The organism is Veillonella sp. 27098_8_77, from assembly GCF_041431535.1.
Taxonomy (GTDB): domain Bacteria; phylum Bacillota; class Negativicutes; order Veillonellales; family Veillonellaceae; genus Veillonella.
Genome location: NZ_JAPVXW010000003.1, coordinates 88,451 through 109,645 on the forward strand (window position 1 = coordinate 88,451; position 21,195 = coordinate 109,645).

The following is a 21,195-nucleotide window of genomic DNA, read 5'->3' on the forward strand; positions in this document are numbered from 1 at the left end:
TCAAACAATAAACCTGTCACTATCCAGACATCTAGATACTCTCATGCAACAGGCTACGCCACACAAATATAGCGGCTATAAAAAAGATACTAGCAGTACTCCAAAATACCATGCCATAACCAAACCAATTAGCGATCATACCACTAATCATAGGGCCCAACACATTGCCCATCATGGCTACACTAGATACAGCACCAAAGACAATACTTCGCCGCTCTTTGGGAACAGCCTTTGAAATCAAGGTATTCGCTATAGGCGTAATAAAACCCATAAAGAATCCTGCAATGGTTCTAAATATACCTAAGCCCCACACATTTGGCATAAGATATTGGAGGATAAAAAATCCGCCTACACCACAGGTGGCCGTCAATAATATATTCGGCATAGACATCCATTTAGTAATGCGCCCGATTGAAATCGATGCTAGTGCACTAAACAGACCGGCCCCAAAGATAATAACACCTACAATGGTAGCCACAAAATCATCATTTACTTGCATATAGTGTTTAATGTAAAGTGGCAATATAGGGCCTATACCGGTAATACCAAAATTACATAAAAATTGCATAACCACGAGCAATCGTACACGTGGGATAGCAAGAAATGATTTAATTAATGACCATTGGGACTCATTACTATCTACCTTATGCGTATGCTGTAGATTAGGCATGAGTAGGTACACACCTAACAAGCACAAGCCTGATAAGATAGAAAACATAAAGAACGGAGCCCGATAGCCTAATAAATCGGCAGCAAGACCACCCATAAGAGGGCCAAAAACAAGCCCCATCACCATCGACGCTTGGTACAATCCCATCGCCCATGGTACGCGTTCCTCTGGTGTGATTAATACAATGATACCAAGTCCAATGGGTACAAAACCACCCACTAAGCCTTGTAAGGTACGCAACACTAACAGCTGACTCGGCGTTTGTGCAAAACCGGCAGCCCCTACAGCTAGCATCAAAGTGGCAAGGATGAACATCATCACCCGCCGAGGTCCTAGTTCATTGGCTTTCCTGGACCAAAAGGGAGCACTCAAGGCTACCATACAAGGTGTTACACCAGATACAAGACCGGCCCACATAGCAGCCTCACCTTGATTGGTCAGCCCTAGATCTACCAAATATAAAGGTATAAATGATAATACGCCGATAATAGTAATGCCAGCACCGACTTGTATAGCGCAAATCAAATAGATGATGCGCTTCCATGAAATATCCATACAACCTTCAAGCAATTAATTAAAATACATTATTTAGAATATATTTACCTAAATATATTAAGATAACTTACCTATATATTGTATCGTAAACAAGAAAAAAAGACCATCTCTTATGCACTAATAAGTAAAGATAGGTACGAAAAAAGCTCTCATCTCTTAGTAATAGACGAGAGCTTCTATTTATAAAAAATATATACTACATTCTTAGTATTGCTTTTGTTTGATCATCCAATAGATGTAATAAATAACCAATGCATATGTTAATACATCAAATACAGGTAAGAATGGTACCATTTTGGACAAACGACCAAAACCATGAACATGAATGTTTGCTGCAATGATGGCAATAAGATTTAAACGATGAATCCAAATCGCTTTCTTACGAGATACGGATTTTGCCATATTTCCAATCCAAGGTGTTAAGTATAGTACACCAAAAATAAGAGCAATAAACATGGCTCCAAGGGAGATATAACCGCCCCAAAAACCTAAGAAAGATTTTAGGGCCTTTAAGAAGTATACATACCAGTGAGCACAGACTAAGACAACGCTGACAATACCTACTATACGATGCACTTCAAACATTTCTTTAGGATTATATCGTTTGATAAACCATTTTGGCTTCGTTGCAATGTAGGTTAATACGAGCCATGCAGCATAGGGAATTAAACCTAAATGAACCTTCCAGTTACCAAATGATCTGCCGCTAGTTACATACCCATATTCTACCATTCCCATTAAAATAAGTGCTAACACAGCGATCCAAATAAGAATATGATACTTACTCTTAAATTGTTTCTTCACTACTTCTGCCATTATCGAGACTCCTCACGTTTAACTATATAATTTAAAATAACACCATATAAGATAATACCAATTTTCATTCTCATAGTAAAGTGAAAATGTATACCAATCTCATATAAAAACATGAATGTTACTCATATAGCAGGAATATGCCCATATTACAATATAGACTTTAAATACTATCCAAGAGCAGATAAACACTAAAAGCCCTCACAGCCGTAAAAGCGACAGCTTTCACAACCATGAGGGCTATTAGAGAAACTAGTATACCGTATGCAACCGATATAAAGTTTCAACTATTCAATTATACACGATCACGTTTGCGATATACGATGAACGGACGTGCTAAGTAGTTGAGCGGAACACTCAAGCAGTGTACCAAACGGCTAAATGGGAAGATAATAGCTACCACCATCCACGCTAACATGTGGAATTTAAACATGAATGGTACGCCTTCCATCAAGGATGGATCCGGCATAAAGGAGATTAGGCTACGGAACCAAGGGCCGATGGATACGCGGTAATCAAAGAAACCAGATGCATTAAGCAATGTACCAGCCATACCGCTAAAAATAGCTAATGTTAAGAACAAGTATAACCATTTATCAAGGCCAGATGTATTAACTTTCATAGCAGGCACAGTAAAGCGACGTTTCATCAAAAGCAAGAAGCCGACGATGAAGATGATACCCGCTACAGCACCCATGTATAACGCACCTTGATGGTACATATGGTCATTAATACCGATTGCAGCAGTCCAAGTTTTAGGGATTAACACACCTACTACGTGACCACCGATAACGCAAAGCAAGCCAAAGTGGAACAATGGATTGGCAATGCGCAATTGTTTTTTCTCTAAAAATTCACTCGATTTTGTAGTCCAGTTTCTTTCAAAGTAGAAGAAACGAACCAAAGTACCTACGATTAAGAAGGTGAAAGCGATGTAAGGCAAAGCGCCCCAAAGGAATAGATTCATCGTGCACCGTCCTCCAATCCATTTGCAACAGACAAGATAATATCAAACAAGAATGCATAAGGCAATTTAGCCTCAATGAAGCGTTCTCTAATGTATTCCAATTTTGGTTTACAATAGTCGTAAATTTCTTTTGCTTTTTCATCATCGATAACGGCACATAATTCAAGAAGTGCTGGAATATAGTCTGGCATTTCTTTTGGCAAATCATAGTCGTTTTCTAGGAAGAACGCTTTAAATTTAACGAGTTCTTCTGCTTGTTCCCCAGTACCTTGTAATTCATAAGTCGACAAATACATCGTTGTATTTTGACTAAAATCAAAGGTACGAACATATTGGTCTTCAAATTCTTTTTTATCAGATTCCTCTACATAGTCGAAGAATTCTAATAAACCTTGGCGAAGTTGAGGATGCCCAACGGATTGGGCGTCCTCTCTCCATTCAGGTAATTCGTTATACCATTGTTCATCAGGATAGCGTAGAAGAAATGACGCAATAAGAGCGATTTTCTGAGCATCCTTCATTATTGACATCCCCCTGTAGGGCAAGCAAAACCGCGATTTTGTTGCATTTCTAGGCGACCTTCGCGAGATACTTTTACATCAGATGGAATAACAAAGCGATCATTGTATTTGGACAATGCCAACAATTTGTACATACCGTACATTTGATCCTCTGTTAACTCCACATTGTGATCGATAGGACCGTCACCTGTTTCACGACGGCGCATGTATTCACGCATGTCGAGAACACGTTGCAATGTACGAGCTAAAATTTCTGTATTACCCGCTGTAAACAAGTTAGCAAGGTATTGTACAGGTACGCGCATTTCATGCGCATCTGGCAAGTATACATCAGATGTTACACGTTGCAAGATTGGGCTGAGTGGTGGTACATACCAAACCATTGGCAATGTGCGATACTCAGGATGCAATGGCAATGCCACGCCCCACTCTTTTACAAGTTTGTATACAGGAGATTTTTGAGCTGCTTTAATCCATGCTTCAGAGATGCCTTCTGCACGAGCCGCTTTGATAACCTCTGGATCATGAGGATCCAAAATCAAATCTAATGTATTTTCGTAAATATCTTGTTCATTTTTTGTAGCTGCCATAGCTTCTACTTTGTCCATATCGTAGAATACAACGCCAACATAGCGCATACGACCTACACAAGTTTCAGCACAGATTTGAGGCAAGCCATTTTCTAAGCGTGGGTAACAGAATACGCATTTTTCGGCTTTATTAGTTTCCCAGTTATAGAAGATTTTTTTGTATGGACAAGATGGAACACAATGTCTCCAACCGCGGCATACATCTTGAGATACGAGAACCACACCATCTTCATCGCGTTTATAAATCGCGCCGGATGGACATGCAGCTACACATGCAGGGTTCAAGCAGTGGTTACAAAGACGAGGCAAATAACGCATGAATACTTCTTCGTAGTCAAATACGATATCTTGGCCCATCTTAGTTAAATTCACATCAGAGCGAGCATGTTGACCACCAGCCAAATCGTCATCCCAGTTAGGGCCCCAAGTAACTTCCATTTTTTGTTTAGTCACAAGGGAACGAGGTCGAGCAACTGGTTGGTTGTTTTTACGACCACCATGAATCAATGTTTCATAGTCGTAAGTCCAAGGTTCGAAATAATCCTTCAATTCTGGTTGTTCAGGATGGAAGAATAATTTCATCAAACGATTTGTTTTAGAACCTGTAGAAAGAGCTAATTTACCGGAGTTATCTAATGTCCAGCCGCCTTTCCATTTTTCTTGGTCTTCCCAATGACGTGGGTAACCTACGCCTGGGCGAGTTTCCACGTTATTGAAGTACATATATTCCGCGCCTTCGCGGTTCGTCCATGTATTTTTACAAGTGATAGAGCATGTATGACAACCCAAACACTTATCCAAATTTAGGACCATAGATACTTGAGCCTTAATCTTCAAGCCAATCTACCTCCTTCATTTTACGAGCCACAATTGTCATATCACGTTGGTTACCAGTTGGGCCATAGTAGTTAAAGCCATAGCTCAATTGGCCATAACCGCCGATCATGTGTGTCGGTTTCATGTGAATATGAGTTGGTGCATTATGCGTACCACCGCGTTGTTTCTTAACTTTCGCGCCAGGAACGTTGATGTGACGATCTTGGGAATGGTGCATATAGGAAATACCGCGAGGAATACGTGGGGAAACTACAGCACGAGCTGCAACGATACCGTTTTTATTGAAAGCTTCTACCCAATCATTATCCTTAACGTCGATTTCTGCTGCATCGTCTTCGTTGAGCCAAATAGTTTGACCACCGCGGAACAATGTCAACATTTGTTGGCTATCGAAATACATACTATGTGTAGACCACTTGTGATGTGGTGTTAAGTATTTCAATGTGATTTCAGGAACACCTTCTTGTTTGTAGTCACCTTGTACTGGTTTATAGGATAATACCGGTTTGTACAACGCCATAGCTTCACCGTAATCACGCATCATTTCATGGTCGCAATAGAAGGATTGACGACCTGTTACGGTACGGAATGGTACCTTATCTTCTGTAGATGTAGTAAATGGAGAATAACGACGGTTTTTATCGTTCTTACCAGTACTTGTTACAGAGCTAATGATGAAGCGTGGTTGGCGAACCATGTCATCGAAGGTAATTTTTTCTTGTTCACGGCCTTTTGCGTTCTTTTCAAGACCGGAAAGGCCTGTTTTTTCTTCCATTGCTTTCCAAGAGCGAACAGCCAATTTACCGTTTGTACAAGAGGACAATGTCAATACAGCATTACAAGCTTCCTTACATTCGTAAATGCTAGGGCGGCCATGAGAAATAAATTCTGGATTATCGATGACACCATTTTGATCATATAATGTCTTATATTCATCAGATACATCCCAAGCCATGCCATGAGCACCCATTTTATTTTCAATATTAGGTCCCAATGCAATGTATTTTTCAAAGATTTTACTATAATCGCGTTTTACATGAACGAGGTTCGGCATTGTTTTACCAGGAATTGGTTCACATTCGCCTTTGCTCCAGTCGAGAACCTTACCTTCTGGTTGAGCCACTTCACCTGGGCTGTCATGACCAAGAGGTAACGCTACGATATCTTCGTATTCTGTGAAGCCAGACTCTTTCGCTACGCGAGATACTGTTTCAGCAAGAGTACGGAATGTATCCCAGTCAGATTTAGTTTCCCATGCGCAATCAACAGCCGCTTGGAATACGTGTACATATGGATGCATATCTGTAGAAGACAAGTCTTCTTTTTCATACCATGTAGCCGCTGGGAATACGATATCAGAATACAAGCCTGTAGAAGCCATACGGAAGTCGATGTCGATTAAGAGGTCAAGCTTACCAGCTTCATCTGCTTCGCGCCATTTGATTTCTTCTGGTTTTACTGGTGCGTCATCATCTTCGAGAACACCATGTTTTGTACCAAGTAAATGTTTCAAGAAATATTCGTGGCCTTTAGAGGAAGAACCGATAAGGTTCGCACGCCATACAAACAAGTTGCGTGGATGGTTTTCTTTAGCCGCTGGATCTTCTACGCAGAATTGTAATTCTTTGTTTTTCAACGCTTGCGCTACATATTGGTTAATCTCTGCTTCTGTACCAGCACCCGCTGCACGAGCGTCGTTAATTAATTCTTGACTGCCTTTATTGAAAGTAGGATAAGATGGCAACCAGCCTAAACGTGCAGCCAATACATTGTAGTCACCAGGGTGACGGTAACGTGGCTTAGCTAATTTAGATACGCGGTCTGCCAAATCGATGCAATCAGAACGATATTGTTCTGTAGCAAAGTAGAACCAAGATGTACCATTTTGCAAACGAGGCGCTTTACTCCAGTCGTTAGCTGTCATGATACCGCCCCAGCCTTCAACAGGACGAAGTTTTTCTTGACCTACGTAGTGAGCCCAGCCACCACCGTTAACACCTTCTGTACCACAGAACATGATGAGGTTCAAGATTGTACGGTAAATGATATCTGCATGGTACCAGTGGTTGATACCACCGCCCATGATAATCATGGAACGACCTTTAGTTTTTTCTGCATTATCTGCAAATTCACGAGCTGTAGCAATAGCGATATCTGCTGTTACGCCAGTAATTTTTTCTTGCCATGTAGGTGTGTAAGGAGTGTCATCAGTATAAGATGTTGCTACTTCACCACCGATACCACGGTCGATACCATAGTTAGCAAGAATAAGGTCATATACGGTAGTTACTTTTACAGGACCGTCTACAGTTTGTACTGTAATAGTTGGAATAGCACGTTCAATAACGCCTTCGTGCTCTTCATCACCAAAGTATGGCAACTTAACAACAGTCACATCTTGGCGTTGGTCAAACACGGATAAGCGAGGGTCAATTTTAGCCCCTGTATTACGGTTTTCAAGGCGTAAGTTCCATTTTTGTGGATTTGTGTGACGGTCGCCCATTGTACCATTTGGAACAACGATTTCATTTGTTGTTTCATCAATTAATACAGTTTGGAAATCAGCACCGTCTTCTTTGCTACCTAAATCCTTAGCGTTTAAGAAACGACCTGGTTGTACTGCACCGTTGATGTCTTCAACGCGTACAAGGAATGGCATATCGGTAAACTCTTTAGCATACTCTTTGAAGTATGGAGTTTCCTTATCGATATAATATTCTTTTAAGATAACATGACCCATTGCCATAGCAAGAGCCGCATCAGTGCCGGCTTTCACATTAAGCCAAGCATCAGAAGAAGTTGTAGATTCCGCATAGTCAGGAGATACGGATACAACCTTAGTACCTTTGTAACGGACCTCTGTCAAGAAGTGAGCATCAGGCGTACGAGTCAACGGTACGTTGGAACCCCAAGTCATGATGTAGCCAGCATTGTACCAGTCACCAGATTCAGGTGTATCCGTTTGTTCACCCCAAACTTGTGGACTGGATGGTGGTAAATCGGCATACCAGTCATAGAAGGACAATGGTGAACCACCCATTAAGTTAAGGAAACGAGCACCTGCTGCATAGGACAACATGGACATCGCTGGAATTACAGAGAAGCCTGCGTTGCGGTCAGGGCCGTATGTTTTTGCTGTATATAGTAAAGATGCTGCAGTGATTTCTGTCGCTTCGTCCCAAGTGGAGCGCACAAAGCCACCCATACCACGGGCAGATTTATATTTTTTCGCCTTTTCAGGGTCTTCTACGATAGATTTCCATGCTTCGATAGGATTTTTAGCTGTTTTCTTAGCTTCTCTCCAAAGCTCAGCCAATTCGCCGCGTACATATGGATATTTTACGCGCAATGGGCTGTATAAATACCAAGAGAATGTCGCACCACGAGGGCACCCACGTGGTTCATAGTCCGGCATATCATCCGGTGTTTCCGGATAATCTGTAGCTTGGTTTTCCCATGCTACGACGCCATTTTTAACGTAAATGTTCCAGCTACAAGAACCAGTACAGTTTACGCCATGTGTTGTGCGGACTACTTTATCGTAGGACCAACGGTCACGATAAAAATTTTCCCATTCGCGACCGCCTTCTTCTGTGATTTGGTGACCGCTTGGAGATACGTCCTTCTTGCGAAGAAACTTGAATTTCTGAGACAATAAACTCATCTCGTGTCCTCCTTAAAACTACAAAAAAGCCCTTGCGTTAGCAATGCCAACAACAAGGGCGAATATCCACAATTATTCGATATTACTGATATTAGGGTCGATCGTGTCGCTATCTAAATCGAGTAATCCGATTAATGCATCTAAGTCACAGATTACCAGATGGTGTTTATCATAGGCTACATAGCCTAATTTTCGTAACTCACTGAGCATGCGGTTTAAACTTTCCCGAGATGTGGCAGCAAATTCAGCTAACTCTTGATTTGTTAACGCGATATCTATATAGATACCGTCATCACGTTGAATACCATAGCTATTAGCTAAACGCAATAGTGTCGAATAGAATGCACCTTTTTTGCCATACAACAACAAATCTCTGTATTTGGCTTGTTGTCGCCGCATATGAAGTGTATAGATTTTCATCATTGCAATGGCCAGTGAATGGTCCTTTGCAATGGCTGGTTCCAAAACATCATAACGGATGGAATATACCGAGCATTTTTCACGTGCAATCGCATTGAACACGTAAGTCCGGGTGTTCGTCTCGTACAAAGGAATTTCACCAAGCACATTATTTGGCCCCACCAACCGATGAGCAAAAATATGACCACTTGCCTCAAACTTCTTAATACTAAGTCGCCCTTCGCGGACAATAAAAAAATGATCTGCTATATCACCTTCGTGAAACAAAAACTCGCCTTTTTCAAGGTGAATTGTTTCTCCTGGCAATGCAAGTAACTGGTTAATTAACTCCTGTTCCATACTATCACCGTGCATCTTTCAGTGTCATTTGTCCATATTGTTTGTGAAAGTAGCTTTCACAAACAGCCATGCACAAAAGGCACATATACTATATACTTTACGTATATTATCCCTATTATAACCGATTAATTCTCATATAAGTGTGTTTTTCGTCACATTCACATTATATTCTGTCCTATATAATAATGGTGTGATTTTAGGCACACTCTCTATTATTATAGTACCACATTTTACAAGGCTTTTAAACGAGATGTGCCACATATTCGTGTGAAAAGATCTACCCTTTATCACATGTGTTTTAGTTAAAGGAGAGCTCTCATGTCAGAACTAAAAATGCCTCAAGTAGGGGCAAGCCGTAGCGAAATTGTGGCTAATTGGCAACCAGAAAATCCAGAATTTTGGGAAAAGTTTGGTAAAAAAATTGCTAAACAAAACCTGGTTATATCCACAATTGCATTAACCCTTTCATTCTGTGTATGGTATTTATGGGCAACCATTGCAGCACAACTAAATGGCGCTGGCTTTAACTTTACAACAGATCAATTATTTACATTAGCCGCATTACCAGGTCTTGTAGGTGCTACATTACGTTTCGTATATACCTACATGCCGGCCTTAATCGGTGGTAAGAACTGGACATTTATTTCCACACTTATTTTATTAGTTCCTGTTGTATGGCTTGGCTTTGCCGTTCAAGATACAACAACTTCTTATACGACATTCATGATTTTGACTGTCCTTATCGGTTTAGCGGGCGGCAACTTCTCGTCCTCCATGGCGTACATTGGCAACTTCTTCCCTAAATCCGAAAAAGGTACTGCTCTTGGTATCAACGGCGGCGTTGGTAACCTTGGTGTTTCTGTAATCTACTTCTTGGCTCCATTTGCTATGGGTTCTACTGCACTAGGTAGTGTATTTGGTGTAACACCAGCTATCATCAAAGGTAACGCAGTATACCTTGCCAATGCAGCTTTCATGTGGATCGTACCACTCGTTGTTATCCTTGCACTTATGACACGTTTCATGGATAACTTACCACTAGAAAAACCAAATCCTAAAAATCTTGTACAAATCTTTGGGAACAAACACACTTGGGCGTTTACATTACTTTATACATGTTCCTTCGGTGCTTTCTCTGGTTATGCAGCAGCACTTGGTCTATTAGTAGGTAAAGAATTCCCAGAAGTACCATTTGCTTCTATCGCATTCGTAGGTCCACTTGTAGCAGGTGCACTTCGCCCTGTAGGTGGTTGGTTAGCAGACAAAATTAACAGCGGTACAAAAGTTACCTTTGTAAGCCTTCTCGGTCTATGTGCAACAACAGCGCTAATTGCGGTTGGCGTAGATATGCACAACTTCCCATTCTTCTTTGCTATGTCCGTGTTGACATTCGTATGCTGTGGCTTCGCAACTGGTGCTACATTCCGTATGATTCCTCACGTATTTGGCAATCCGTTGTTATCCTCTTTAATCACAGGTTTCGTAGCTGCTGTAGCTGCATACGGTGCATTCATTACACCTAAAATCTTCGGTTTCGTATACTCCACATTCGGCAACATTCACCCTGCATTCGCAGTACTACTAGCATTCAACATCGTAACAGTTGCGGTTTGCTTCTGGTTCTATGTGAGAAAAGGGGCAAACATGAACGTATAAATTCATGTTCTACCTTATAGCTGCGGAACAGAAAATATAATTTACTATCTAAACTTGGTAATAAAAGACACCCACAATTATCCTCCAGCTACTTTAACGGTCTACGGCCTAGGGCCTTGACCTAGTAAAGTCGGATAATTGTGGGTGTTCTTTTATTGAAATTTAGATCTGTATTAAAGCATCACATAGTAAATTATATTTTCTGCCACAGCAATTACGATCGCCCATGAATTTATGCGTTCTAAATAGACAAAACGGTCTGCGGCCTAGGGCCTTGACCTAGTAAAGTCGGATAATTGTGGGTGTTCTTTTATTGGAATTTAGATCTGTATTAGAACATCACATAGTAAATTATATTTTCTGCCACAGCAATTACGGTTATCCATGAATTTATGCGTTCTAAATAGACAGAACGGTCGCGGCCTAGGGACTTGACCTCATCCATATACCTCTTCTAGAAATTAGTACAGGCCTGTACTAATTTCTAGGTGAGCATGTATTGATGCACCAAGGAAGTATGTGAGCCTTATATGCTTATTTTCTATGTAACCCACGGTAAACGAGTTCAAAGATAACTTTCTGTGCTTCTAACCATTCATCGCTTTGGGACCACTTATATTGTTTATTAACAGCATATAGTCCGTGCACTAAAAATACAAAAACGGATACACCCACGTCAAATGAAGTCCCAAGTGCTTCTGCCATAACAAGCCCTTGCCGATCTTTTTCACTCCGTATAATTCGTTGTAATACATATTCTGAAATTTGTTCATCTAAAAATAAAGGTAAATACTTTTTATGTCGTATAATACGCTGACATAAGGGCAATCTATCAAAAATAGAATCGTATGCTTCTCTCAGCGAAACAGAATTAGAAGCAGCTGATAAGGTTTGAGCTATAGTTTGTAAATTATTATTATCTACCATTCCTGGTCGCGAATAAGCGATTGCATCATCTACTAAATCATCAACAATTTCCATTATATTGCTATAGTGTAAATAAAATGTAGAACGAGTTATACCTGATGCTTTACACAACAATGTTACGGTTAAAGACTCAAAAGAATGGTTTTCTAAACAGCTAAGCAACCCTTCTTTTAACAACATTCGTGTCATTTCTTTTCGAGTTATCATATAACCTCCTACATAGACACATTTATACAATGTGTCTATTAACAAACATAGTGTCAATTATTGTTGAGACTAGTATAACAAAACAAGGTACACTAATTCTAGGGATTACAAACAGTAATCTATTTGATTAGATTTTCAAAATACAATTAAGGAGATACCTATGACAAAATATACTCACATTAGAAATGCTACAGGAAAATTAACAATAAAAAACACAACATTTCTTATTGATCCATTCTTAGCACCCAAAGATACTTATCCTGGCTTTGAAGGAACATTTAACTATCAACAAAGAATGCCTATGGTTGATTTACCTGTATCAATGGACAATCTATTAAGCAATGTAACTGCGGTAGTAGTTACACACACACATCTCGATCATTGGGATGACACGGCAATTAAATCTATTCCAAAGTCACTTCCTATTTTTGTGCAAAATACAGCGGACAAAGAACTTATTATCTCCCAAGGCTTTAATGATGTACGCATCATTTTTGAAAGTCTTGAGTTTAATGGTATCACATTGAGAAAAACAGGTGGCTCACACGGCACTGTAGAAATGTATGCAAATCCAGTTCTCGCACCATTAGCAGGCGATGCAATGGGCGTTATTTTTGAAGCAGAAGGCGAACCAACTGTGTACCTTGTAGGCGATACAGTATGGACAAGCGATGTAGAGAAGGCCCTTCTTCGCTTCGACCCTAATGTTATTATTATGAATACAGGATATGCTCAAGTTTTGGGCTTTGAAGATAGTATTATTATGGGGACAAAAGATATTGGCCGCATGGTAGTACGCAAACCAGAAGCTAAAATCATCGCTGTTCATATGGATACAGTTAATCATACAGCAACAAGCCGTAAGGATGTGCACAAATTTATCAAAGGCACCAATATCGAAAGCCATGTAGCAGTCCCTGAGGATGGAGAAACTATTATACTATAAGTTACTATATACCTATGTTGTTTTTATGTTGTTATTGAGGTATACTATAAACATAAAGAGAGTCATTGACGTGTGCGAGCGTTAGGCTCATCTAAAAATTTGGGAAATAAGATACGCCTAACGTGTAAGTATTGGTAGTACTTATTACGTTAGGCGTTATCTTAAGTTTATTTGAATAAACTTAAGATGGAAATTACAATGAAGCGTCAGGTCTGCCTGACGCTTTTATTCTTTCATAAATAATTATTAGTTAATTAGGCTAAAACGTAGAAAATAAAACTCATCATTTAGATTTACTAATTCAGAGTTTACCTCTAATGAAATAACCCTCTCAGTACGTCCGACTTTGCTAGGTCAAGGCTATGCCGCAGACCGTTAAGGCGGTGGAGGACGCACGAGAGGGTATTTCATTACCTCGTAAAGAAGATGAGTTTTATTTTCGGTTAAATAGTCTAATCAATTAATAATTATTTTACTTCTGCCCAACCTAAAGCAGCCCGTTTTGCATCCATATCTGCTAAGATTTTTTCTGCTACTTTAACAGGATCAGTATTTACATACATAACGGAACCTAAGAGATCTTTAGTGTCTTCTTTAAGCCATTTTGTAACAGCATCAGAGCCTTGTGTAGGTGGTTCAACGCAATGGTAAGAGTTAATCCCCATCAATCGGAAACCGAGGGATGCACCAACACCTTTTTCGTTAGACCATTCAGGACTAGACATAGCAAATGGTAATTGAGGCAAGTTAAGGCCTAATTCTGCTGCGATACCACCGAAGATACCAGAGGAACGCGCATTATCTACACATTCGCCAACATGCCATACTGGTGGTTGATCATCGCCCAAGAACTCCTGCAATGCAGGGCTACATTTCTTAATAGCATCTGTATTACAATAGCCAAGTTTCATCAATGGGAAGGATGCGCAACCATTAGTTAAGATAAGGCAACCATTTTTAATAAGTGTATCAACAACATCTACAGTTGCTTTTTCATAGATAACACGAGGGTTGGAACAACCTACTACATTAACAATACCACGAACTTTACCAGATTTTAAAGCCTCTGCTAATGGTTTGAAGGAACCATAATGTTTAACAGTGGATTCTGGAGAGAAACCAACCTCTGCAGTGATTTCGTATGGCGGAATGAATACAGGCATCCCTTTACGCAATTCATGAGCTTCAAGAGCGCGATCCAAGATTTTGCGAGCCAATGCTTTTGTTTCAGATAAGTTAGTATGATGGTGATCGTAACCAATGTGTTCTGCACCTGGCAAGCGAGTTGCATCAGATGTTGTAATAACTTTTGTATTGAAACAACGTGCTACGTCCATAATGGCAGGAAATACGTCTTGTACATCTGCTACCCAACAATCAAGAGCACCTGTACCAAGTACAAGTTCAGCACCGATTGCATTACACAATGGGATAACGTTTTCATAACGATACATACTGGACAAACCAGAGCAGCAGATACCGTAGAATTGGATACCTTTAGCTCCGATAGCTTTCGCTTTTTCTAAGTACTCTTCAGATGCACCAATTTTACAAATTTGAGATACCAATGTTGGCAAGTGACCATGAACAGCTATGTTAACATACCCTTTTTTCAAAGCACCAATATTAACCTTTGATGTACGGCGGCCGCCTTGACCAAATAATGCATCAGTAGCAATATCTGCAGCTACTACACCAGTAAATGTGAAAGCAAGACCACAACGCAAAAATTGTTTCATATTGCTTTCCCAATCGCCATCTCCACCTACACATGTGCGATGGTATGCATCAAATGCTTCGTTGTATGCGGAAACAGGCAAGATATCTAGGTTTTTCCAAACTTCACGACGTTCAGCAGGAGCCATAGCTGTAATCGTCTTATATTCACCTGGCAACGCACGACTCAAGTCTTCTAACAGAACATCTGCTAAATCATTAGCTACATCTTTTAAGGAACGGCCTTCTTCAGGAATGTTGAAAGCTTTACATACGGTACGGATTTTTTCTTCGCCCAAAATCGGAATATCTAATTCACCAGTAGCAGCAGCCTTCAAAGAAATCAAGATTTCACGAGCATGCGCACCATGTTGAGTCAAACCACCAGCAACGGCACGTGTCATGTTACGAGCTACGATAAGATCAGCATTAGCACCGCAGACACCGCGAGGGCTCTTAGGTGTAATTTTACATGGACCCATGAAGCAAACACGACAACATACGCCAGCAATACCGAAAGTACATTGTGGTTGTTGTTTGTCGAAACGGTCAAACACTGTATCGCAACCGATTTGCTCCATACGAAGAATCATTTCACGTACCGCAGGGTCTGGTGTTTGTTCAATTACATCCTGTTTTGTAGGCCAGGTTTTACGATACTCAGCAACGGCTTTCATGTAGTCGTTTACACCATGTTCATGAGGTACCCCTGGTTCATGAGTGTGTGGCACCCATTTATCCGTCGGCATAGCCTTTGCATGACTATGGTCGTGACCATGTTCATGATCGTGGTCGTGGTCGTGACCATGATGATGATAACCGCCACAATGGTCATGGTCATGATGATGTTCGTCATGACTGTGGTCATGGATGTTTTTGTTTTCCACATCTTTATTCATAATAAACCTCCTAGGGGCCTACATAGGCCAACTGACAATAACAAGAAAACATATTCTACATTTACTTCTAGTTAATTCCACCATAATGATGGGCTTTAAATCCTATCTTCAAAATATGTTTTAATCTATTACAAGTATATTTTTTGAGAGGACAATTGTCAATCTAATTTTATACATATTATAAAAAATATCGTCTCCAATCCCCCATTATAACAATGTTTTTCAATTATAAAACTCATAATAATTTCATGAAACAAACTTATCTTTAATTCCTATTTATTAAAGGAATTAAAAGCACTCATGAGAAATAAACACCTTATAATACTAATTCTATATACACCAACAATTCTCCTGCATCATTTTCACAAAATCTTACTGCTCCATCTAAAATATTTAAAACATTAGCTCCGCTTTAGCCCAGTAGCGTGCCTCTCTTAACGCAGATATGATAAAAACTTTAATGTACTTACTGAATAAGTAAGGATGAAAAAATCCTCCTCAAACGACTTCGGGCTCCGCGTAGCGCAGTAGCTTCTCTAACGCAAATGTGCTAAGAACTTTAATGTATAAGCATAAAGGATAAAGTAAAAACAGCCCGTCACAAATGACTTCGGGCTCCGCTTTAGCCCAGTAGCTCCCCCTACACCGATGCACTAAAAACCTTAATGTAAACAGATACAGAAAAGAAATAGCCCCTCTGGAAAAAACTTCGGGCTCCGCTTTAGCGCAGTAGCGTGTTTTTTCCAGAGGGGCTATTTCGGTTATTGTAAAGTGTTACATTAAAGTTTTTAGTACATCAAGTACTTCGTGTGGTAATTCATTTTTACCGTCTTTGAGTTTTTCCACGTATTCAGAGCGGAATTCAAAGGCTTGGTGTAGTTGGTGATGGTATTCACGTACATCAAATGGTGGTTCGAATCCTGGTACTTCTACGTAGGATAGGTTTTCATAGGCACCGAATGGTTCGAATTGTAGGTCTCCTTCTACTAGGCGTTCTAATAAATCAATGGTCACTTCTTTAGGGATTTTCTTTTCAAGGAAGAATCCGGTGTTCATGATATAACAATCTACGCCACATTCTTTGAAGAGTTTTTTGTAGCTTTCATAATCACGAACTAGCGGATAGGTACGGAATGGGTTTGCATATGGTTCAATAACGAGTGCATTTGGATCGACGTTGGCATCAAGTTTTTCTGCAGTAGAGCGGCGTGTTGCAAGGGTTGCGCCCATAGTGGAAGCCAATACAGGGTCGTCGATTTTAAGGATTGGTGGCAATGTTTTATCTTTCATCAGCCACACAATGGCATTAACCGGTTCGTCCACGTGGTTTACGCGATTGTCTGTCCAGAATTGGGATTTAATAGCACGGCCATTATTGTTGCGCACGTCCTCAGCCAATACGACCTTATTACCATTTTCATCGAGGGTAACGCCTACGTTTTGCAATGTTAATAAGTATTTATTAGCAGGGTGTTCCACAGGATAGTCCTGCATTTTATCAAAGTATGTTGGTTCCATCGCAACGGAGGACAAATCATTTGTATTGATGATATATGCATCATCATGCAAGATAGAAATATCATAGCGACCATTGTGTTTTTCGTGAGTCAATGTAGATTTACCGGAACCGGATAGACCAAATACGCCGATTGTGAAAGACTCACCATTTTTAAGGTTATAGCGTTTCATACCGCCGTGGCAGGCTACGTAGCCATAACGGTTTGCTAAGGACCAAGCCAATGTCAATGTGCCTTTTTTATGTTCCCCAAAGTAACGCATGCCAAGAATCATAGCGCAGTTATGAGCAGGGTCAAAAATAGCAAGACCACCTGGATGACCTGGTACTACATAGTCAGGGTCAGAATAGATGTAAATATCCCCTTCTGGAATATCTTTACTGTTGTTGTAGAAATCTTTTGTCGCTTCGTCAAAGAATTTAAAGTTCATAATCCAAGAATACATGATGGATGCATGATCCTTTGGAATCATAAGATGAGCACGAGCCGTGAATTTTTGATCAAGACCAACCACAACTTGTGTAGAAATCCATTCTTTATTGCGACTATCATACACAGCATCACGAGCGATACCGGCTAATTCGACTTCATCAATACCTTCATCACCAATAATACGGCGAGCCTTCGCATAGCGGCCAGTCGTTTTACCATCATTAGTTACGAGAATTTTAGCATCAGCTGGTAAACCTTGTTCTTCTGGTTTAAATACAGGCATATCAAGAAGAATGACACCTGGTTCTTGCGTTGCCAATGTATACGCTTCTGCTACAGATGTAACAGGTTTTACGTTATTGCCATAAAACGCAGTTTCAATGGTGCTGCGTAATTTAGAAAATAACGGATTTGTCTTGATTTCACTTTGATTCCAAATGCGACGTGTTGCCATTCTAATCCTCACCTTTATCGTATAACTTTATAAAAACCTATCGGTACGTGTATTGAAAATACTTCTAATAATTTCTATTTTACCTGTTTTTAATAAATTTGTATACACGAAAGAGATGAACAAAAGTAAATTATTGTATATTTATTTTAAATTAGTGCAACACATTTTGTAATAATAAAGTTACTTTTTATTTTTATTAATAAATGCGTTGATTATCGCCTACAAAGTCAGTTTTATCCCAAGTCAACAATGTACGGGAACCTTCTAATTCACGAATATGTGTACAATCTTGCATCATTTCTAGTACGCCTCGGAATTTACCATTTTCATCGCGCACGGCCGTGTAGATAACATAGATAAACAAACCCGGTTTATTGATCCAAAATTCTGCTTGGCTTTGTTCTCCCGAACGGAATTTCTCCACGATTTCTTCTACTACATGAACAGACTTAGCAGGATGGCAATTCTTCACCTCACGGCCAATAACATTAGCACTACGAGGGAAAATGCGATGTGGTGTATCACTGTAGAATTTAACGAGTTCATTTTCATCTACATAGGATAAATCCACAGGCAGATGACGGAACAACAAATTAATTTGCTCTAAGGTCAATTTGCCAGTGGCCACATCTAGGACTGTATCCTTGCCAACTTGTGTTCCACCTACAGGACCAACGTATTTGGATAATAACCCTGCTAAATCGTTTAGGAACTCATTAGATACTGCACTATTTTGATCAACAGCATTTCCATTTAATTGGGCTGCGGAATCGTTAATACCTGGCACTACATATAAACCTGGTGCGCTAATAATAGCATAACCGATTTCATGGTCATTTTTGCTCATGCGCACAAACTCTTCATCGCTTAATAATTTAAAGGATGTTGGCAATAAAACCTCTAACTCCTTAGAGTTCAAATCACGCAACTTTGCCAGTGTTTCTGGAACAGATGCTAGGAATTCTTCGTATTTATCTTCACGAAGCAATGCATAGGATGCAGAGATAGCATCGCGCACGCCATCATCAAAGGTCCACATAATCCGCGTTGGACGATCAAACCCATGATTTTCTAACATTGGATATAATTGATTTTGCTTACGGGATAGATGGATACGCCATTCTGCTAAGGAATCAAAAACACCAAGCCAAGGATTTTTAATAAACTTATCTTGTTTTAACAGTTCATCCGCTTCAAGAGCTACCTTTTCAACCGCATTAATTTCTTCTAAATAAGCCCACAACGGATGATTCTCTGGGTACTCATTTTCGGCACGCACTAATACACCGTCAAATAAATTCAACAAATCATCCATCTTGTCTAGTATTTCTTCATCCTTATAGACACCTTTCAAACTTTGCTCTGCATAAGCAAATTCGTCAGGCGTACAAGTACCTAACTTTTCTTTTAAAATACGGTTACCCTCTTCCAAGGATAATTTACCGTCTAAATAATCCTCTTTAATAGATACAATAATTCTGTACCGTTCGTTATTAATATCTAGCTTTTGCTGTAATGGATTCATACACTTATACCTCCAGGGGTCAAAGACTATTAGTATATACAATATATTATTACTATATTAAATATACTTTTATTATATCCATTTTGAAAGTAATTTTCAGTTGCTACAGATACATTTTCCAAGACAATTGATCCACAAAACACTTTCACCCAATATAATTAAATCCTTAAGTACTTTCACCAGCACATAAAAAAGCACCCATACAATGTATGAGTGCCTTCTATTAATTCCTTAAATTAATATATTCAGTTTTAGATGCCTCTACAGGATTGCCATTGCTATCCGTAGCCGGTGTAAATTTCCATGTAGAAATTGTGTTCACAATAGATGCATCCGCATCACTACTACCAGTAGACCCTTGTAATTCTACATGAGAAACGGATCCATCTGTATTAATAGTAAAGTTTACATTAACAACAGTTGCATCACCGGCATAACCATGTAGCACACCAGAATCAAAGCCTGGTGTAGATACTGCTTTTGGCGCTTCATAAGGTGTGGCCGCTATGGAAACAGCGGCAGACATGGACATAATTAATGCCGTTAAGGCAACACAACGCAATACATTACTCATCATCTTTCTCCTCATTTAGTCTTATGACTACTCTCATTATTGAGTCCTAGACTGTTTCACTCCTTATTTTGCCTTAGGACCATTCGCTTTCGCATTCACATCAGACGCATGATTATCGTTAGACTGTGATTTGTCTACCGTCAATTTACCATTGCCGGACTTAGCTGGAGCATTACCCTTTGGCAATGTAATTGTCATGCCTATGATGGATGCATGGGCTTTTTGATCTGTGCCAATAGCCGGAGTAAATTCCCATTGTCTAATAGCAGCTTTCACAGCCTCATCAACAGGACCATAACCAGAGGATTGTTCTACAAAGACATTTTCAACCTTGCCTTGTTTGTTAATTAGGAATCGTACACGCATATGATCAGCTACGGTAATTCCATTTGGAATAGCTGGCATCGTAGGTTTAACGATGGATACCTCGCGAGGTGCTTCTGTAAATCTACCCGCAGCCGCATCAGCATGAGCCGGCATCATAGCACCTACCGCAAATGTAAGAACAGCAGCACACGCGAATCGAGTTAATATATTCATGGTTTGTTCCCCCTCGAAATTAATATAATAAATATACATATATAATACTCGATAAAGATGAAGAAAAAAATACCTAACTGCAAAATGTAGTCTATTAGTAAAAAATATATGTATAGAATAATTTTTATTGATAATTTTTCTCATTTATGATATATTGATTTCAAGATAACTGTTCGGACTTACATATCAAGTTGATATGACAAAAAAATTACACAAAGGAGGTTCATCATGAGACGTAGAAAGCGTATTCAAATGAAGGTCATGATGGTACTTGGTATCGTTGCCCTCGTTGGGCCAAACCATCTACAATCTCTCATCCACTAAACGATCGTGACCTTAGCAGAAAACTGTATAACTGCCACTAGCCGCTACGTTAGTAGCGGCTATTTTTCCACTTAAATAAGGGCAGTTAACAAGATAACCAAA

The 21,195-nt window shown here is 39.8% G+C and carries 15 protein-coding genes; 2 read left to right on the forward strand and 13 right to left on the reverse strand.

All coding sequences use genetic code 11. The features are described from left to right. Positions 1-31: 31 nt before the first annotated feature. The 7 genes from O3617_RS02975 to O3617_RS03005 form a co-directional block, all read right to left on the reverse strand. Positions 32-1,225, reverse strand: a complete 1,194-nt coding sequence (locus O3617_RS02975; RefSeq protein ID WP_285417802.1) for an MFS transporter — start codon at positions 1,223-1,225, stop codon at positions 32-34. A 204-nt stretch (positions 1,226-1,429) separates the two neighbouring features. After that, positions 1,430-2,041: a hypothetical protein gene (locus O3617_RS02980; RefSeq protein WP_005376652.1), complete on the reverse strand. Its 612-nt coding sequence runs from the start codon at positions 2,039-2,041 to the stop codon at positions 1,430-1,432. A gap of 292 nt (positions 2,042-2,333) precedes the next feature. Continuing rightward, entirely contained in the window at positions 2,334-3,005 is a 672-nt protein-coding gene (gene narI, locus O3617_RS02985) for a respiratory nitrate reductase subunit gamma (protein WP_005376692.1), read from the reverse strand. Next, the gene (gene narJ / locus O3617_RS02990; RefSeq protein WP_005381454.1) at positions 3,002-3,526 is read right to left on the reverse strand and encodes a nitrate reductase molybdenum cofactor assembly chaperone; all 525 of its coding nucleotides are present in this window, start codon (positions 3,524-3,526) and stop codon (positions 3,002-3,004) included. The genes narI and narJ overlap by 4 nt, the downstream gene beginning before the upstream one ends. Then, on the reverse strand, positions 3,526-4,953 hold the full coding sequence (gene narH / locus O3617_RS02995) for a nitrate reductase subunit beta (protein WP_005376657.1): 1,428 nt from the start codon (positions 4,951-4,953) through the stop codon (positions 3,526-3,528). Before narH ends, narJ begins: the two co-directional genes overlap by 1 nt. After that, positions 4,943-8,617 carry a nitrate reductase subunit alpha gene (locus O3617_RS03000; protein ID WP_060807679.1) on the reverse strand — a complete coding sequence of 1,225 codons (3,675 nt, stop codon included), beginning with the start codon at positions 8,615-8,617 and terminating at the stop codon, positions 4,943-4,945. Before O3617_RS03000 ends, narH begins: the two co-directional genes overlap by 11 nt. 72 nt (positions 8,618-8,689) lie before the next feature. Further along, entirely contained in the window at positions 8,690-9,391 is a 702-nt protein-coding gene (locus tag O3617_RS03005; protein ID WP_005381528.1) for a Crp/Fnr family transcriptional regulator, read from the reverse strand. A 303-nt stretch (positions 9,392-9,694) separates the two neighbouring features. On the opposite strand from O3617_RS03005, the gene O3617_RS03010 reads away from it, so the two are divergent. Beyond that, positions 9,695-11,032 (forward strand): MFS transporter, encoded by a 1,338-nt coding sequence (locus tag O3617_RS03010; RefSeq protein WP_005384381.1) that lies wholly within the window; start codon positions 9,695-9,697, stop codon positions 11,030-11,032. Positions 11,033-11,566: 534 nt separating this feature from the next. On the opposite strand, the gene O3617_RS03015 is transcribed toward O3617_RS03010, so the two are convergent. Then, the gene (locus tag O3617_RS03015; protein ID WP_371448595.1) at positions 11,567-12,166 is read right to left on the reverse strand and encodes a TetR/AcrR family transcriptional regulator; all 600 of its coding nucleotides are present in this window, start codon (positions 12,164-12,166) and stop codon (positions 11,567-11,569) included. 160 nt (positions 12,167-12,326) lie between these two features. Here O3617_RS03015 and O3617_RS03020 point away from each other — a divergent pair, with 160 nt between their 5' ends. Continuing rightward, complete coding sequence (locus O3617_RS03020; RefSeq protein WP_287532604.1) at positions 12,327-13,112, forward strand: MBL fold metallo-hydrolase; 786 nt, start codon at positions 12,327-12,329, stop codon at positions 13,110-13,112. Between the two features lie 467 nt (positions 13,113-13,579). On the opposite strand, the gene cooS is transcribed toward O3617_RS03020, so the two are convergent. From cooS to O3617_RS03045, 5 genes are all read right to left on the reverse strand, one after another. After that, a complete protein-coding gene (gene cooS, locus O3617_RS03025; protein ID WP_371448597.1) occupies positions 13,580-15,727 on the reverse strand; it encodes an anaerobic carbon-monoxide dehydrogenase catalytic subunit in 2,148 nt (715 codons plus the stop codon). 774 nt (positions 15,728-16,501) lie between these two features. Then, positions 16,502-18,130 carry a phosphoenolpyruvate carboxykinase (ATP) gene (locus O3617_RS03030; protein ID WP_119982418.1) on the reverse strand — a complete coding sequence of 543 codons (1,629 nt, stop codon included), beginning with the start codon at positions 18,128-18,130 and terminating at the stop codon, positions 16,502-16,504. A 196-nt stretch (positions 18,131-18,326) separates the two neighbouring features. Continuing rightward, positions 18,327-19,655 (reverse strand): DUF438 domain-containing protein, encoded by a 1,329-nt coding sequence (locus O3617_RS03035; RefSeq protein ID WP_371448598.1) that lies wholly within the window; start codon positions 19,653-19,655, stop codon positions 18,327-18,329. Between the two features lie 223 nt (positions 19,656-19,878). After that, positions 19,879-20,229 carry an energy transducer TonB gene (locus O3617_RS03040; RefSeq protein WP_371448678.1) on the reverse strand — a complete coding sequence of 117 codons (351 nt, stop codon included), beginning with the start codon at positions 20,227-20,229 and terminating at the stop codon, positions 19,879-19,881. 63 nt (positions 20,230-20,292) lie between these two features. Continuing rightward, positions 20,293-20,769, reverse strand: a complete 477-nt coding sequence (locus tag O3617_RS03045) for an energy transducer TonB (RefSeq protein ID WP_005378233.1) — start codon at positions 20,767-20,769, stop codon at positions 20,293-20,295. Positions 20,770-21,195 lie beyond the last annotated feature (426 nt).